The organism is Streptomyces sp. NPDC003248 (genome assembly GCF_055563235.1).
Genome location: NZ_JBVHDT010000015.1, coordinates 12,546 through 29,387, shown reverse-complemented (window position 1 = coordinate 29,387; position 16,842 = coordinate 12,546). Strand labels below are relative to the sequence as shown.

At 73.9% G+C, this 16,842-nt stretch carries 12 protein-coding genes; 7 read left to right on the top strand and 5 right to left on the bottom strand.

The features are described 5' to 3' along the window. Positions 1–9 precede the first annotated feature (9 nt). A complete protein-coding gene (locus tag ACZ3KJ_RS28500; RefSeq protein ID WP_467531128.1) occupies positions 10–195 on the bottom strand; it encodes a hypothetical protein in 186 nt (61 codons plus the stop codon). A 251-nt stretch (positions 196–446) separates the two neighbouring features. Between ACZ3KJ_RS28500 and ACZ3KJ_RS28495 the strand changes: the two genes are divergently transcribed. Together ACZ3KJ_RS28495 and ACZ3KJ_RS28490 are read left to right on the top strand one after the other, a co-directional pair. Then, positions 447–1,379, top strand: a complete 933-nt coding sequence (locus tag ACZ3KJ_RS28495) for a hypothetical protein (protein WP_467531127.1) — start codon at positions 447–449, stop codon at positions 1,377–1,379. Positions 1,380–1,382: 3 nt separating this feature from the next. Next, positions 1,383–3,752 carry a hypothetical protein gene (locus ACZ3KJ_RS28490; protein ID WP_467531125.1) on the top strand — a complete coding sequence of 790 codons (2,370 nt, stop codon included), beginning with the start codon at positions 1,383–1,385 and terminating at the stop codon, positions 3,750–3,752. 185 nt (positions 3,753–3,937) lie between these two features. Here ACZ3KJ_RS28490 and ACZ3KJ_RS28485 read toward each other — a convergent pair whose 3' ends face one another. From ACZ3KJ_RS28485 to ACZ3KJ_RS28475, 3 genes are all read right to left on the bottom strand, one after another. Beyond that, positions 3,938–4,663 carry a class I SAM-dependent methyltransferase gene (locus tag ACZ3KJ_RS28485; protein WP_467531123.1) on the bottom strand — a complete coding sequence of 242 codons (726 nt, stop codon included), beginning with the start codon at positions 4,661–4,663 and terminating at the stop codon, positions 3,938–3,940. Between the two features lie 191 nt (positions 4,664–4,854). Then, the gene (locus tag ACZ3KJ_RS28480; protein ID WP_467531121.1) at positions 4,855–7,377 is read right to left on the bottom strand and encodes a SpoIIE family protein phosphatase; all 2,523 of its coding nucleotides are present in this window, start codon (positions 7,375–7,377) and stop codon (positions 4,855–4,857) included. A 353-nt stretch (positions 7,378–7,730) separates the two neighbouring features. Then, entirely contained in the window at positions 7,731–8,174 is a 444-nt protein-coding gene (locus tag ACZ3KJ_RS28475) for an SRPBCC family protein (RefSeq protein WP_389514696.1), read from the bottom strand. Between the two features lie 181 nt (positions 8,175–8,355). Here ACZ3KJ_RS28475 and ACZ3KJ_RS28470 point away from each other — a divergent pair, with 181 nt between their 5' ends. Both ACZ3KJ_RS28470 and ACZ3KJ_RS28465 read left to right on the top strand, forming a co-directional pair. Further along, positions 8,356–9,399 (top strand): Rv2578c family radical SAM protein, encoded by a 1,044-nt coding sequence (locus tag ACZ3KJ_RS28470; RefSeq protein ID WP_467531119.1) that lies wholly within the window; start codon positions 8,356–8,358, stop codon positions 9,397–9,399. Positions 9,400–9,534: 135 nt separating this feature from the next. Next, the gene (locus ACZ3KJ_RS28465; protein ID WP_467531117.1) at positions 9,535–11,112 is read left to right on the top strand and encodes an alpha/beta hydrolase; all 1,578 of its coding nucleotides are present in this window, start codon (positions 9,535–9,537) and stop codon (positions 11,110–11,112) included. Between the two features lie 190 nt (positions 11,113–11,302). Here ACZ3KJ_RS28465 and ACZ3KJ_RS28460 read toward each other — a convergent pair whose 3' ends face one another. Then, the gene (locus tag ACZ3KJ_RS28460) at positions 11,303–11,878 is read right to left on the bottom strand and encodes an adenylosuccinate lyase (RefSeq protein WP_467531116.1); all 576 of its coding nucleotides are present in this window, start codon (positions 11,876–11,878) and stop codon (positions 11,303–11,305) included. A 421-nt stretch (positions 11,879–12,299) separates the two neighbouring features. Here ACZ3KJ_RS28460 and ACZ3KJ_RS28455 point away from each other — a divergent pair, with 421 nt between their 5' ends. The 3 genes from ACZ3KJ_RS28455 to ccrA all read left to right on the top strand — a co-directional run bounded on the left by ACZ3KJ_RS28455 (position 12,300) and on the right by ccrA (position 16,840). After that, complete coding sequence (locus tag ACZ3KJ_RS28455) at positions 12,300–14,102, top strand: 3-hydroxyacyl-CoA dehydrogenase family protein (RefSeq protein ID WP_467531114.1); 1,803 nt, start codon at positions 12,300–12,302, stop codon at positions 14,100–14,102. A 136-nt stretch (positions 14,103–14,238) separates the two neighbouring features. Next, complete coding sequence (locus ACZ3KJ_RS28450) at positions 14,239–15,054, top strand: TetR family transcriptional regulator (RefSeq protein WP_389514707.1); 816 nt, start codon at positions 14,239–14,241, stop codon at positions 15,052–15,054. Between the two features lie 448 nt (positions 15,055–15,502). After that, the gene (gene ccrA, locus ACZ3KJ_RS28445) at positions 15,503–16,840 is read left to right on the top strand and encodes a crotonyl-CoA carboxylase/reductase (protein ID WP_467531316.1); all 1,338 of its coding nucleotides are present in this window, start codon (positions 15,503–15,505) and stop codon (positions 16,838–16,840) included. Positions 16,841–16,842 lie beyond the last annotated feature (2 nt).

Sequence of the window (16,842 nt, the reverse complement as noted above, 5' to 3'; positions counted from 1 at the left end):
CCGCGGTGCTCACTTGTCCCGCTCGCCCTGCTCGTCCTGCGTGGTCAGCCACAGCGTCACGGCGGCGGCGAGCGCGTCGAAGGCGGCGCGGATCTCCTCCCAGCTCCAGCCCTGCCGGTGCAGGACGAGGGCCGTCGTCGTCATCAGGAACAGCGAGACCGCGGCCGGTTCGCCGTCGGGGCGGTGGGCTTCCATGGGGTCCTTCCCTCCACTCGGGCCGGCGTCGCGGCCGGCAGGAGGCAACGTCTCGCACCCGGCGGCGCCCTTCACGCCGCGGGAGATCGTCCGGCCCGTTCCACGGACCAGGGAGGCCCTGTTCCGAAAAACACGCCCCTCTTTCGCGCTTCGGCCCATCCGCACCGGCCGGGCGCCCACACTGTGCCCCGGTGGCCGGACGGCCGCCGGGGACGCGCGGACGGCAGGCCCGCGCCGGCAGAGGGAGAGTCGTGACGACGACCGCACTGGTGTACCGCACCGACCGTGACCCGCTCGGCCCGGTCCACGACCTGCTGGCCTCGCCCGCGCTGCGCGAACTGGTCGAGATGTTCGACGGCGACTGGCCCGCCCGGGGCGGACCGCGCGAACGGCTGGCGAGCCTGGAGGCGTTCTCGGAGGTCTGGAACCTCCGCAAGGGAAACAGCCGGCTGGCGATCGCCGCCGACGACGGGACGCTGCCCACGGACCGGATCCTGGCCCTCGCCGGACAGTTGGGACTCGTGGAGCCGGCCCCCGTCACCGGCGGCCACTTCGACTGGGTCCTCATCCTGGGCGGACTGGCGAGCAGTTGCCGCAGCCGGGCCGAGTACACGGCGTCGCTGCTGGCTCACGGAGCCCTCTCGGCCGACGAGGTCTGCCTCCTGGGTTCCTATCGGCCCCTGCTGGACGGCGAACGCGCCGACGCCCGGGAGTTCGCGCCGGGCGCCGGCACCGAGGTGGGCCTGCTGGAGGCCCTCGCGGACGCCGAGTTCCCCTCGGCGGCACCGTGGAGCGTCACGGTGGACGGCGACCCCCTGACGGCCCCGCGCGAGGCCCAGCTGGACGGGGAGCGGGCGGGCAAGCCGGGGGTGCGCCTGTACGGCTCCCCCAGCAGCGACCTGTCCCGCGAGGCCAACACAGCCGACACCTGCCGCCACTTCGCCCGGGACCGCCGCCCGAACGCCCAGCGGCTGCTGGTGGTCAGCACCCACCTCTACGCGCTCTACCAGCACCTGGACGCCGTCCGGGTCCTCGGCCTGCCGTTCCACTGCGAGATCGAGACCATCGGTACCCCGCCGCACCTGTCGCGTCAGGTCTTCGGTGCTCCCCGATACCTCCAGGAACTGCGCTCCACGATCCTCTCCGCCCACGCCCTGGTCGTCGCGTGCGAGGCGGAGGAGTAGCGCATGGCAGCGGGACACGGCGGCCGGTTACCGGCCGCCGGGCGGGTGACGCCCGATCACGTCGTACGGCTGATGCGGGTCTTCGAGGACCTGATGGCCGGCAAGGGCCTCGCCGCGACGGAGCTCGCGGGGCTCGGACCGTGCGCGATCGGGCTGGTCGACGCGCGGGGCTGGCGCGCGGACGGCCTGCACCGGGTGCGGGGGTGCCTGGAGCGGGCGGTGGCCGGGTTCGTGCGCCGGGGCGACGCGGCGGGCCTGCGCAAGGGGCACACGGCGCCGGCGGTCGCCGCGTCCGTACGGGCGGCCGTCGGCCTGTCCCACTACCCCGTGCCGGACCGCCTGGCGGAGGGCGGTGAACGGCGCACCGACAGCGGGAACGTCGCCGCCTGGCGGGCCAAGGTCGCGTCGGTCGCCCTGGCGGAGGTGCAGCGCTGGTGCGACCGGGAGTGGGCCGGGACGGGCCGCGACCGCGTGGCGCCGCCCGCGGAGGACTACCCGTACTGGTGCGACGCGCCCGCCGACTGGCCGCCGCCGTGGGACCTGCGCGCCCTGGCGGACGCGGCGGAACGCGTCATGGACCGGCTCTCCCCGCGGGGCCGGGAGACCGTCACCCCGCGGACGCTGACCCTCGTCGGCCGCGCGTGGGCGCTGCGGGAGGCGGACCGCTACCTGGATCTCACCCGGTTCGTCCGGCGGGCCGGCGCGACGGCCGTCGTACCGGGGCTGAAGAACGGCGTCCGGGCGCGCAGCTTCCTCCAGCACGACGTCGTCGCCGCCTGGCGGCCGCCCGCGCTGTTCCTCGGCGCCACCGACGCTCCCGCCGTCCTGGCCCGCCCGTCCGCCTTCAAGGGCGCCGACCTGTTCCGGGAGGCGGGGGCCGCCGCCCTGGCGCTGGCCTTCCACCGGCTGACCTGCTCCCCCGGCCTCCTGGTGGGCGAGATCGCCTCGTACGTCGCCACCACGGTCCTGGGAGGCACCGCCCGCGCGGGGGCCCGCACGGACCTGGCGCTCACCCTGTCGGCGGCGGAGACGAAGGCCCTGCACGACCTGGTCGCCCCGCCCCGGCCGACGCTCGACCGGCCCGGGAACGTCTCCGCCGACTGGCGGGCGCTGGACGGGCCGGTCTCCGTCCGCGCCCTGTGCGAGCTGGCCGCCCTCTCCCGCAGCCAGCCCCTGTTCCGGTCCGGGACCATCAACCAGTACATCGAGCTCCGCCGGCAGCTCGGCCCGCTCGACGACCCCGACTCCCCGGTCTCCCCGCACGAGCGGCGGGCGCTGGCCCGCGCCGACCAGAGCGTCGAGTGGGACGCCGTCCACTACTCCGGCAGAACCGGCGGACAGGAGGGCCTGCTCGAACGGCTCCAGCAGGTGATCACCCGCTTCCCCAGCGGTTCCCACCGCGGCTACGCCACCCACCGCCACCGGGGGAAGGCCGTCGCCGCCAACAAGAACGGCCACCGGCACACGGCCCTCCACTGGGCCATGCTGGGCCACTTCGACCTGGAGAACCTCCGCCGGGCCGGCCTCGTCACCGACGAGCTGGAGCTGCTGGAGGCGGGCCACCAGCACGCGCTGTGCATCACCGGGATCTGGGTGAAGTGGCTGGAGGAGGCGCTCACCCACGGCGACCGGCTGGCCACGCCCGCCTGGGTGCACGCCCGCTACGCCCACCACTGGGCGGCCCGGACCCGGCACCGGCTGGAGCGGCTCGGCGCGGCCCGCCCGCTGCCCCGGACGAAGGTCTGGTGGACGGAGGACGAGAGCGACCGGCCGGGCATCAGCACCCGGCGCTGGCTGGTGCAGACGACCCGGCTGTACCTGCGCGCCCAGCTCGGCGCCCGCACCGCCCTCCTGGCCGGGCTGGCCACGGTCGACGACCTCACCGGGGTGCGCGCGGACCGGGCGGGACCGCCGGTCCCCGAGGCGAGCCTCGCTCCGGAAGCCGTCCTCGGCACCTACCGGGAACTGCTGCGGCTCACGGAGATCACCGCTCAGGCCGACGGCCCCGAGACCACCCAGCTCGCCCTGTGGATCGGCTTCCTCAGCGACGGCGGCATCCCGGCCGTCGAGGTGAGCGACGACAACGCGGCCGCGGAGCTGTCCGCCCTCGGCCACCTCGTGCCCAGCCCCGACGTCTACGCGGCGCTCCCGGTCCGCGACGGCTTCCGCCGCATCGAACTGGACACCGTCGCGGCCACCCGGTACCTGCGCTCCCGCAACTGGGACGCCGGCCTCCTCGGCCGGGTGTCCGTGCCGCCGCCGCGCGGCGGCACCCGCGGTCAGGGCAGGGTCTTCCACGCCCTCGACCGGACGGGTGCGTTCCGCAGTTGGCGCGCCGTCTGGGACTGCACGGAGTCCGAGGCCGGCACCTGAGGCCGCCGCCCGAGGCCGCCACCTGAGGCCGTCGCATGGGGCCGCCGCCCGAGGCCGCCACCTGAGGCCGCCACCTGAGGCCGTCGCCCGAGGCCGTCGCATGGGGCCGCCGCCCGAGGCCGCCGCCCGAGGCCGTCGCCCGAGGCCGTCGACGGGCGAGGGCCACCCCGCGGGGAGGTGCCCCCTCAGGCCGTCCGGCCGGCCACGATCCACTTCGACGGCAGCGCTATCCGGGTGCCGTCGGGCAGGAACTCCGTGGTGGTGAGGGGGAGGTCCCCGGCGGCGAGGACGGAGAGTCCCGCGGCGCCCAGGTAGACGGGCACCGCGTCGTCGGCGACCTCGCCGGGGGCGATGCCGTGCCGGAGGACCGGGTCCAGCTTCGGGGGCGGTCCGTCGGGGCCCTCGGCCAGGCTCGCCAGGACCGGGCGGGCCGCCTCCGCCAGCTCGACGAGGAAGGCCCGGCCGCGGCCGCCGAGGAGCGTGGCGATCCCGTCCACCAGCGGCTGCCGGTCGTCGGGCTCGCACTGGTGCAGGACGCCTCTCATGTAGACGTTGGCGTCGCCGAGTTCGGCGTGCAGCGCCTCGGCCGCGCCCTGTTCGGCGGCGTCCAGCAGCCGGTACGCCGCCTGCCCGGCGGGGTCGGCGCGACGGGCGTGGTCCAGGGCCGTGGCGGCCAGGTCGGCGCCGACGACCTGGGGGAAGCGGTCGGCGAGGAAGCGGGTCTGGGTGCCGTTGCCGCAGCCCAGGTCGATCAGCGGCAGGTTGGGGTCGACGAGCCGGGGCTCGAAGTAGGCGAGGTGGTGGGCGGCGGTCACCGCCGGGTCGGCGTCCCAGAACACGCCGCCCGCCTCCCCGGGGGCCTCGCGCCAGAAGCCCTCCCAGGCCTCCCGGTACCGACGCGTCACGCTCATGCCCAACTCCCCTGGGTGCGAGGCCGATCCGCCGTAGTGACGGGCCAGTACGGTGTATCGCTCCCCGGGGGCGCGGACAAGCGCACCAGGTGATCCGGCACGCCCCGCCCGTACGCCGGGAGCGCGCCGGGGCGTGCAGGGGGGCAGGCCCGGAGCGCGCCCGCCGTGTGTTCGGCGCGCTCCGGCCGGCGTCAGCGGCGGGGCAGTGTCAGCTCGAAGCGGACCGACTTGCCGTCGGCCGTGCGGCTGGTGCCCCACTCGCGGGCCAGCGTGCTCACCACGCGCAGCCCCCGCCCCGCCTCGTCGCCGGGCCCGGCGCTCAGCAGGGTCGGCAGCTCGTGGTCGTCGTCGTCCACCTCGCACAGCAGGGTGTCACCGCGGACGAGCCGCAGGGCGACGGGCCGGCGGTGGGAGTGCCGCAGGGCGTTGGTGACCAGTTCGCCGACCATCAGCTCGGCGGGGTGCACGAGGTCGGACAGCCCCCAGTCGTGGAGCTGCTCGCGGACCACCGCGCGGGCCCGGGCCGCCTCGCGCGGGTCGAGGGGGAAGGTCCACTCGGCGACGTCGCCGGGGGCGATGCCGTTGAGGCGTGCCATGAGCAGGGCCACGTCGTCCTTGCGGCCGCCCCGCGGGTTGAGGGCGCGGACGATGGTGTCGCAGGCGTCGTCCATGGAGGCGGCCGGATGCGCGGCGGACGCGCACAGGGCCGCCAGGCGCACGCCGATGTCCTCGCCGCGCACCTCGACCAGGCCGTCGGTGCACATCACGAGCCGGTCGCCGGGCTCCACCCGGACGCGGACCGCCTCGAAGGGCACGCCGCCGACGCCGATCGGCGCGCCCGTGGGCAGGTCGAGCAGTTCGCTGCGGCCGTCGCCGGCCCGGACCAGCACCGGGGGGATGTGGCCCGCGTTGGCGAGGTGGAGTTCGCCCGCGACCGGGTCGTAGACGGCGTACAGACAGGTCGCGAGGTAGGTGTCGCCGAGGCGCTGGGCGAGGTCGTCGAGGTTGCGCAGGAGCTGGGCGGGCGGCAGGTCGAGGGCGGCCATGGTCTGCACCGCCGTACGCAACTGGCCCATCATGGCGGCGGAGTCGAGGCCGTGCCCCATGACGTCGCCGACGACGAGGGCGGTGCGGGCGCCGGGCAGTTTGACCGAGTCGAACCAGTCGCCGCCGACCCGTCCGAGCAGGGTGCCCGGCAGATAGCGGGTGGCGATGTCGCAGCCCGCCCGGCGCGGCGGGATGCGCGGCAGCATGCTGTCCTGGAGGGCCTCGGCGACGCTCTCCTGGTAGGTGTACATCCGGGCGTTGTCGAGCACGAGGCCCGCGCGGGCGGCGAGTTCGGCGCCGGTGACCCGGTCCATGTCGTCGAACTCGGCGCGCTCGGGGTGCCGCAGCAGGATCATGAAGCCGAGGACGACGTCGCGGGCCTTGAGCGGGACGACGAGCAGGGAGCGGCCGGCGATCAGGGGCCGGATGTCGCGCTTCTCGAACTGCGAGGCGATGGCGTGGGCCATCCGCTCGTCGACGCGCGGCACGAGGACCGGCTCGCCCGTGGTCATGCACCGGAAGAACGGGGTGTGCGCCGGGAAGGGCATGGCCTCGCCGACGGGGACCACGTCGTCCCAGCGGCCGGGTTCGTCGGTGTGCTCCACGGCGACCCGGTGCCACAGGGTGGTGGTGTCCGGCACCCCCTCGGGGAAGCCCTCGCCGGCGACGACCTGTTCCCGCAGGTAGGTGCCGGCGACATCGGTGAAGCGGGGGACGACGGCCCTGCTGACCTCGGCGATCGTGCGGGAGAGGTCGAGGGAGGTGCCGATGCGGCCGCTGACCTCGTTGAGGAACTCCAGGCGTTCGCGGACGGCCGCGTGTTCGAGGTCCTCGCCCTCGTCGTCGGGGTTCTCCGGCGCGGGCAGGCCCTCGGCGGCGGCACGGGCGGCGCGCTCGCGGCGGGCCCTGCGCTCGGCGCGCCGGGCCACCCCCCAGTCGGGGGTGACGGGCACCCGGTCGTTCTGGCTGAACTCCAGGACGGGATAGCCGAGTTCGAGGACCTGGCCGACGATGCGGGCGCTCTCGCCGACGCTCATGCTGGGCAGGATCTCGGGGAGCCGGCGGGCGAGGTCGGCGGCGCCGGGGAAGTCGGTGTGCAGGGCGAAGCCGGGTGCGATGCGCTCGACGAGCGGGCCGTCCGCCTGTTCGCGGTGGTACAGGGCCCGGGCGTCGGCGGCCAGCACGAGCAGCCGCTCCCGGCCCGGTCCGACGAGCGGGTACGCCCACCACAGCACGTCGACGCGGTCCCTCCCGCACCCCGCGGGCGGCGGGTCCCCCGTCCCGCTTCTCCGCCCGGGCACCGTCAGCCGGGCCCGTCCCGCGGCCGGGTAGCCGAATCCGCCGTCGAGGGAGTCGCCCAGCCCCGGGCCGAGTCCGTCGGCGGCCGCGTCCTGCCCGTACGGGAGGCCGTCGTCGTACGGGAGGTCGTCGTCGTCCTCGGGGAGGGCGCCGGAGACGGGCAGGAGGTCGATCGCGTCCTGGCCGATCGCCTCGTCCTTGGGGACGCCGAAGAGGCGGCGGGCGCCGCTGCTCCAGTGGGAGACGAGGCCGTCGCGGTCGACCACGACCACGGCGAGCGGGACGCGTCCGGCGTCGGCGGGACCGGCCGCCGTACCGCTGTCGGCTCCGCGGCTGGGAGGCGTGCCCCTGTCGGTGCCACGGTCCATGGCCCAGACCTCTCTCCCCAGAGCTGTGCAAGATCCGTCCCCGCAGCCACCACCGTACGGCGCACGTCGCCGGGCATGTGCGGCAATCCTGGAATTGGTTTCACGGCGGCGATGACGGGTACGGAGGGGGGTCCTGTCCGGTCCGGTTCGGTTCGGTCAGGGTGCTGTCCGGTCAGGTCATGTCTGGTCAGATCAGGTCCGGTTCGGTGCGGTCTGGTGCGGTCCGGTCCGGTGCGGTCCGGTGCGGTCCGGTGCGGTCCGGTGCGGTCCGGAGGGAGAACGGCCCGAACCGGCGAAAGGGCCCGACCGCCGTGGCGTGCCGGGCCCTCGACCGCGTGGGACTCCGCGTGGGACTACTTCTCGACCTCGGTGGCGAGGTTGGCGAGGAGCACGTCGTAGATCCGGCCGAGGCCCTTGGGGGCGAAGGTCCTCTCGAAGAAGCCGCCGATGCCGCCGGCGCCGGTCCAGGTGGTGGTGACGACGACGCGGGACTTGCCCTCGCCGGCCGGGGTGACGCGCCAGACGGTGACCATCGAGGAGTTGCGGTCCTTCTCGACGAGCTCCCCGTCGGTGGGCTCGGTGACCTCCAGGAGGCAGTCGCGGACGCGCTTGCTGGTGGCCTGGAGCTTCCAGTGGACGAGGGTGCCCTCACCGTCGCCGCCCTCGCGCACCTCGTACTCGCTGAAGTGCTCGGGCAGCAGGTTCGCACGCGTACCGCTGTAGTCCGCGAGCGTGTCGAACACCGTCTCCGGGTCCGCCGCGACGACCCGCTCGGTGGTGGCTTCGACCTGCGCCATTGCTGTTCCTCCAGGTCCGTGGTGCTCAAGGTTCCTCGGGTGTGGGGGCAAGCCAACCACCCCGGGTCCCGGGCGCCCAAATCGGGGTTGCGCGAGCGGTCGCGGGACGGTCGGAAAGGGCCGTCGCACGATCATAGGAACACTTGTTCTATTGTGGGCGCAGCGCTACCGAGGAGGCGTCATGCGCTGGGAGAACCTCACCGTGGGGTCCCGCCACGACCGGGCGGCGGACGCCGCGCTGTTCGGTGCGGACGCGGTCACCACCCGCACCTTCGACACCCCCGAGTTCCGCGGGATCACCTTCCACGAGGTGCGGGCCCGCTCGGTCCTCAACCGGGTGCCGGGCGCCTCGCGCATGCCGTTCGAATGGACGGTCAACCCCTACCGCGGCTGCACGCACGCGTGCGTGTACTGCTTCGCCCGCAAGACCCACGGCTATCTGGACCTGGACACCGGCGTCGGCTTCGACACCCAGATCGTCGTCAAGGTGAACGCGCCGGAGTTGCTGCGCCGCCAGCTTGCCTCGCCCCGCTGGCACGGCGAGCACGTCGCGATGGGCACCAACGTCGACTGCTACCAGCGCGCCGAGGGCCGCTACCGGCTGATGCCCGGCATCCTGGCGGCCCTGCGCGACCGCGCGAACCCCTTCTCGATCCTGACGAAGGGCACCCTGATCCTGCGCGACCTCGACCTGCTGAAGCAGGCCGCCGAGGTGACCGACGTGGGGATCTCCGTGTCGGTCGGCTTCACCGACACCGAGCTGTGGCGCACCGTGGAGCCGGGCACACCGGCCCCCGAGCGCCGCCTGGACGTCGTGCGCACCCTCGCCGGGCACGGCATCGGCTGCGGGGTGCTGATGGCGCCGGTGATCCCCTTCCTCGGCGACGGGCCGGCGCAACTGCGCGACACCGTCCGGGCGATCGCCGCGGCCGGGGCGACCTCCGTCACCCCGCTGGTGCTGCATCTGCGGCCCGGCGCCCGCGAGTGGTTCATGGCGTGGCTCGGGCGGCACCACCCGCACCTGGTGCGCCGCTACGAGCGGCTGTACGCGGACGGCGCCTACGCCCCGACGTGGTACCAGCGCCGGATCACCCGTCAGGTCCACGAACTGGCCGGGGAGTACGGGATCGGTCCCACGCGCGCGGGCATGCCCCGCAGGATCCGGCCGCCCGAACCGGTGGAGCGGCCCGCCGGGTCGGGGCCGACCCAACTCAGCCTGATCTGAGCGCGTCCGAGGGCATCCCGCGACGCAAACGGGTCAACAATCGGCAGAACGGGTTCTTACGGACGCTCTTTCCGGGACGATGCGCCGAGGGCCGTGACCACCGCGGCCCGTCGACCTCCGTCCTGGGAGGACTTCATGAGAGAACGCGCAGCCGTGCTGTGCGCTGCCGCCGCCGTCGTGGCCGGGACGATCACCGCCGCACCCGCCGCCGCCGACCCGTCGCACCCCGCGGACACCGCCCGAACGGCGGCGCTCACCTGGAAGAAGTGCGCCACCACCGACTACCCGACGCTTCAGTGCGCGTCCCTCGAGGTGCCGCTCGACCACGCGAAGCCGGGCGGGAAGAAGATCACGCTGGCGCTGTCCCGCGTACCGCACACCGCGACGACGTACCAGGGGCCGCTGCTGGTGAACCCCGGCGGGCCCGGCGGCAGCGGGCTGACGCTCGCCGGCTACGTCGCGTCGGCGCTGCCGAAGGAGGTGGCGGCCCAGTACGACGTCATCGGCTTCGACCCGCGCGGAGTGGGCAGGAGCACGCCGGCGCTGAACTGCGCGCCGGGCCACTTCACCCCGGTCCGCCCCGACTCGCTGCCGGCGACCGGGGCGGTCGAGCGGGCCAACCTCAAGCGCGCCAGGTCGTTCGCCGAGTCCTGCGGCAAGAAGTACGCGAGCGTGCTGCCGTACATCGACACCCTCGACGCCGTACGGGACATGGACGCCATCCGCCGGGCCGTCGGAACACGGCAGCTGAACTACTTCGGCTACTCCTACGGCACCTACCTGGGCGCCGTCTACGCCAAGCTGTACCCGGAGCGGGTGCGGCGGCTCGTCCTCGACTCCGTCGTCGACCCCACCGGTGTGTGGTACGAGGACAACCTCGCCCAGGACGTCGCCTTCGACGGCCGCCACCGGGCCCTGATGGCGTGGATCGCCCGGCACGACGCCACGTACGGCCTCGGCACCGACCCCGAGGCGGTCGAGGCGAAGTGGTACGCGATGCGGGCGGCGCTGGCGAAGCGGCCGGCGGGCGGCAAGGTGGGCGCCGCCGAACTGGAGGACACCTTCCTGCCGGGCGGCTACTACAACGGCTACTGGCCCTACCTCGCCGAGGCGTTCGCCGCGTACGCCACCACCGCCGACGCCGACCCGCTGGTCGAGGCGTACGAGAACTTCGCCGCGGTCGACGCCTCCGGGGAGAACGGCTACAGCGTCTACACCTCGGTGCAGTGCCGTGACGCCTCCTGGCCGCGGGACTGGGACGAGTGGCGCTCGGACAACTGGGCGGTGCACCGGAAGGCGCCGTTCATGACGTGGAACAACGCCTGGTACAACGCGCCGTGCGCGTTCTGGCCGACGCGCTCGCTGGGCCCGGTGAACATCAGGAACGGCAAGCTGCCCCCGGTCCTGCTGTTCCAGGCGACGGACGACGCGGCCACCCCGTACGAGGGCGCCACGACGGTCCGCTCCCTGCTGCGCGGCTCCCGCCTCGTCGTCGAGGAGGGCGGCGGGAACCACGGCATCACGCTGAGCGGGAACACCTGCCTGGACAAGCACCTGGCGGCCTACCTGACGGACGGCACGGTGCCGCGCGGCACCGGCCCGGTCGACGCGGTGTGCACCGCGCTGCCGGCCCCCGAGCCGCTGAGCGCGAAGGCCGCCAAAGGCTCGACCCGCGGCGCGACACTGCACGGCCTGCTCGGCTTCCGCAGCTGACCACCACCACCCAACGCCCTGCCGGGGGCGGCGCCGAAGCCCTGCACCGCCCCCAACCCCCTGACGGCCGCTCACCCCCACCCCCAGGGGCGCGGGGAACTGCGCGACCAACCCCCACGACCCGCAGCGACCCACCCACCGCAGCACCCCCCAACCCCCACCCCCCACCAACACCCCGCACGAACCCCCTTCACCCCAGGCGCGCGATCCGCGCCAACGCCCGTACCGCCGCCTCCGCCAGGACCGGATGCGCGAGGGCGTCGTTGAGGACGGGCCGGGCCCGGTCGTCGCCGAGGGTGCCGAGGCCGTCCACGCAGGCGAGCGCCACCCGCCGGTAGGGGTCGTGCGGACTCAGCCGGCGCCGCAGCGTCGTGATCAGTGCGGGCACCGACTCGGGCGCGCGCAGCTCCACCAGCAGCCGCACCGGGTGCAGGGCGTACGCGACGCGCAGTTCGTTGGTGGCGATGGCGGCGGCGGCGCGGGCGGTGCGGGGGTCGCCGAGGCGGGCCAGGGCGTGGGCGGCGGAGGCGCAGCGCGGCGGGTCGCGGTGGTTGAGGAGGAGGACGAGCGCCTCGAAGGCCCGCCGGTCCCCCGCGACGCCCAGCCGGAACGCGGCCATCTCCCGGGCCCACAGGGGCTGCCCGGCGGCGGTGAGCACCTCGGCGAGCGCGTCGCGGTCGTCGGTCGCCGCGAGCCGCCCGAACTCCGGTGAGTCCCCCGACTCCCGCCGTAAGCGCTCCGTGAGCGATCGCAACTCCTCGTCCATGCGCCCGAGCCTAGGCCCGCCCCCGCGACGGCGGGACGTACATCACAAACTCCGAGGGCTGGCGCGCTCGTTACCCGCCGGTTAGGCTCAGACGAGCGAGTTACCCACTCGCGGAACCCCCTCGTGGCGGCCTGGTGACGCAGCCGCCGACGGGAGCAGTCGGTTCGGTACGCCTCGTACCTCCTGTACGAGGTACCTCCTGTACGACCCGGTCCCGGGACAGGGCCGGTCGGTCATCACCGTTCTCGGACGCGTGCGCGTCCGCAGCGACGGCCCCGGGCGTGTGCGCCTGTAGCCCGGCACCACCCGCACTCCTTCCGCACCCGCTGCGCCCAGGCCTCTTCGGAGCTACTGGAACTCTCGGAGTCCTCGGCGCACGGGCGCGTTCCCCGTCGTCACCCTCATTTTCTGGAGTCCCGCGATGGCCACTCCCCTGTCCCCCGCCCCGTCCCCGCTGCGGACGATCGCCGTGGTCGGCCTCGGCACCATGGGCACCGGCATCACCGAGGTCCTGGCCAGGGCCGGCCGCGAGGTGACCGGCATCGACATCAGCGAGGCCCAGGCGGCGCGGTGCGGCGCCGCCCTGGAGGCCTCCACCGCCCGTGCCGTGGCGCGCGGCCGGCTGACCGAGCGGGAGCGCGCGGACGCCCTCGCCCGGGTGCGCACCTCCACCGACCTGGGCGCGGCGGCCGGCGCCGACCTGGTCATCGAGGTGGTGCCGGAGTCGTACGAGATCAAGCAGCAGGTCTTCCGGGAGCTGGACGGGATCGTGCGGCCCGGAGCGATCCTGGCGACCGGGACCAACGCGCTGTCCGTCACCCGGCTCGCCGCGGAGTCGGCGCGTCCCGAGCGCGTGCTGGGGCTGCACTTCTTCAACCCGGCGCCGGCGATGAAGCTGGTCGAGGTCGTCTCCTCGGTGCTGACCGCGCCGGCCGCCGTCACCGCCGTCACCGATCTCGCGCTGGACCTCGGCAAGGAGCCCGTCGCGGTCGGCGACCGGCCGGGGTTCGTCGCCGACGGGCTGCTGTTCGGCTACCTCAACCAGGCCGCCGCGATGTACGAGGCGAAGTACGCCTCCCGCGAGGACATCGACGCCGCGATGCGGCTGGGCTGCGGCCTGCCGATGGGCCCGCTCGCCCTGCTCGACCTGATCGGCGTCGACACCGCGCGGACGGTCCTGGAGGCCATGTACGCCGCCTCCCACGACCGGCTGCACGCCCCCGCGCCGATCCTGCGGCAGCTCAGCGAGGCCGGCCTGACCGGCCGCAAGTCGGGCCGCGGCTTCTACACGTACGAGGCGCCGGGCAGCCCGACGGTCGTGCCGGATGCCTTCACGCCCGCCCCGGACGGGAGCGGTGTCCCCGGGCGCGCGGTGCGCGCCGTGGGTGTGGCCGGCTCCGGCACGATGGCCTCGGGCATCGCCGAGGTCTTCGCCAAGGCGGGCTTCGACGTCGTCCTGGCCGCCCGCAGCGAGGAGAAGGCCCAGGCCGCGAAGGCCCGCGTCGGGAAGTCGCTGTCCCGTTCCGTCGACAAGGGCCGGCTCACCGCCGAGGCCGCCGCGCAGGCCCTGGAGCGGATCACCACGGCCGGCAGCCACGACGCCTTCGCCGACGTCGACCTGGCCGTCGAGGCGGTCGCCGAGGACCTGGACGTCAAGCGGCAGCTGTTCGCGGCGCTGGACAAGGTGTGCAGGCCCGGCGCGGTGCTCGCCACGACGACCTCCTCGCTCCCGGTCGTCGCCCTGGCCCGCGCCACCTCACGCCCGCAGGACGTGATCGGCATGCACTTCTTCAACCCGGCGCCCGCCATGAAACTGGTCGAGGTGGTCCGCACGGTCCTGACCGGCGAGGACGTCCACGCGACGGTCCACGAGGTGTGCGGCAGGATCGGGAAGCACGCCGTCGACTGCGGGGACCGGGCCGGCTTCATCGTGAACGCGCTGCTGTTCCCGTACCTCAACAACGCGATCAAGATGGTGCAGGAGCACTACGCGTCCCTCGACGACATCGACGCGGCGATGAAGCTGGGCGGCGGCTACCCCATGGGCCCCTTCGAGCTGCTCGACGTGGTCGGGCTGGACGTCTCGCTTGCCATCGAGAAGGTCCTGCACCGCGAGTTCCGGGACCCGGGACTGGCCCCGGCACCGCTGCTGGAGCACCTGGTGGCCGCGGGCTGCCTCGGCCGCAAGACGGGCCGCGGCTTCCGCGAGTATGCCCGCCGCTGACGGCGTCGGCGACTGGTTCCGGGCCGGTGCGGACTGGGGCGGCCTGCTGGAACCGGCGGCCCCCGCCCCGCCCGCCCGGGGCGGGGGAAACCGCGCACAGGCGCGCCGAGCTGCGCACATGCAGTACGTTCAGGGCATGTCCCAGCCCGCCAAGTCCTCACGTACCCCCGCCACGCCCGACGCGCCGGAAAGTGCCGCAGGCTCCCGCGCGGCGGCCCAACGGCTCAAGATGCGCCGGGAACTGGCGGCCGCGGCCATGGAGCTGTTCGCGACCAAGGGGTACGAGGCGACCACCGTCGACGAGATCGCGGCCGCGGCCGGGGTCGCCCGCCGCACCTTCTTCCGCCACTTCCGCTCCAAGGAAGAGGCGATCTTCCCCGACCACGACGACACGCTGATCCGCGCCGAGGCGGTGCTGAACGCGGCTCCCGCGCACGAGCACCCGCTCGACACGGTGTGCCGCGGGATCAAGGAAGTGATGACGATGTACGCGGCCCGGCCGGAGATCTCGGTCGCCCGCTACAAGCTCACGCGCGAGGTGCCCACCCTGCGCGAGGCCGAGATCGCGTCGGTGGCCCGCTACGAGCGCCTCTTCACCCGCTACCTCCTCGGCCACTTCGACGAGCACGCCCACGACGACGACGCCAACGACGACCCGCTGCTGGCCGAGGTCGCCGCCTCCGCCGTGGTCACCGCCCACAACCACGTGCTGCGGCGCTGGCTCAGGGCCGGTGGCCAGGGCGACGTGGAGGCCCAGCTCGACCATGCCTTCGCGATCGTCCGCAAGACGTTCGGGACGGGCATCGGAGCCGGGCGGGGCGGCTCCGCCGCCCCCAGGACGGCCCCCGCCGCGGTCTCCGCGCAGGGCGAGGTGCTGGTGACGGTCGCCCGCACCGACGCCCCGCTGGACGAGGTGATGCGGACCATCGAGCAGGCGCTGAAGGAGCGCTGAGGGAGCGCTGAGGACGCTCCGGAACGCTCCGGCACCGCCGGTCACTGTGACGACGGCCACCCGCCCGGGTGGCCGTTTTGGCATGTCGGGGCAGGTTTTCGCGCGGATTTCCGAGCCCGTTCGATCGATCATCGCTCATTTGTTACGTAAAGATTTCATCTGAGAGCAATTTCTGGCACTCAGTGCCTTGCGGGGTGACACGCGGTGTCATACGTTGAAGGTGTCCGGGCGGCCGGCGTGCAGAGACCAGACGTACGCCGGCTGTCCCCGCAAGCCCACGGCTCGCGCGCCCGGACGCCTGCGTCACAGGCACCCTCCCGCGCCACCCAGCGCTGCCGGACCGCACCACCCGCCGAACCGACGGCCCGCCCTCACCCCTCAGCAGCACCGACGCAACCCCCAGCGCCCTTCCCTCGGGGCGCTCATCGCCGGAGGCAACACCGTGACCGTGAAGGACATCCTGGACGCGATCCAGTCACCGGACTCCACGTCCGCCGACTTCGCCGCCCTGCCGCTCCCCGAGTCGTACCGGGCGATCACCGTGCACAAGGACGAGACGGAGATGTTCGCGGGCCTCGCGACCCGCGACAAGGACCCCCGCAAGTCGATCCACCTGGACGACGTGCCGGTGCCGGAACTCGGCCCCGGCGAGGCCCTGGTGGCCGTCATGGCCTCCTCGGTCAACTACAACTCCGTGTGGACCTCGATCTTCGAGCCGCTGTCGACCTTCGGCTTCCTGGAGCGCTACGGCAGGCTCAGCGAGCTCACGAAGCGCCACGACCTGCCGTACCACATCATCGGCTCCGACCTCGCGGGCGTCGTGCTGCGCACCGGCCCCGGCGTCAACGCCTGGAAGCCCGGTGACGAGGTCGTCGCGCACTGCCTGTCCGTCGAGCTGGAGTCGAGCGACGGCCACAACGACACCATGCTCGACCCCGAGCAGCGGATCTGGGGCTTCGAGACCAACTTCGGCGGCCTCGCGGAGATCGCGCTGGTCAAGTCCAACCAGCTGATGCCCAAGCCGGACCACCTGTCGTGGGAGGAGGCGGCGGCCCCCGGGCTCGTCAACTCCACCGCCTACCGGCAGCTGGTCTCCCGCAACGGCGCCGGCATGAAGCAGGGCGACAACGTCCTCATCTGGGGCGCGAGCGGCGGACTCGGCAGCTACGCCACGCAGTTCGCGCTCGCCGGCGGCGCCACCCCGATCTGTGTCGTCAGCAGTGAGCAGAAGGCGGCGATCTGCCGGTCCATGGGCGCCGAGGCGGTCATCGACCGCAACGCCGAGGGCTACCGGTTCTGGAAGGACGAGCGGACCCAGGACCCCAAGGAGTGGAAGCGCTTCGGCAAGCGCATCCGCGAGCTGACCGGCGGCGAGGACATCGACATCGTCTTCGAGCACCCCGGCCGCGAGACCTTCGGCGCGTCCGTCTACGTCACCCGCAAGGGCGGCACCATCACCACCTGCGCCTCCACCTCGGGCTACCTGCACGAGTACGACAACCGGTACCTGTGGATGTCCCTGAAGCGGATCATCGGCTCCCACTTCGCCAACTACCGCGAGGCCTGGGAGGCCAACCGCCTCGTCGCCAAGGGGAAGATCCACCCGACGCTGTCGAAGGTGTACTCCCTGGAGGACACCGGCCAGGCCGCCCACGACGTGCACCGCAACGTCCACCAGGGCAAGGTCGGCGTGCTCTGCCTGGCCCCCGAGGAGGGCCTGGGCGTGCGGGACGCGGAGAAGCGCGCGCAGCACGTCGACGCCATCAACCGCTTCCGGAACATCTGAGA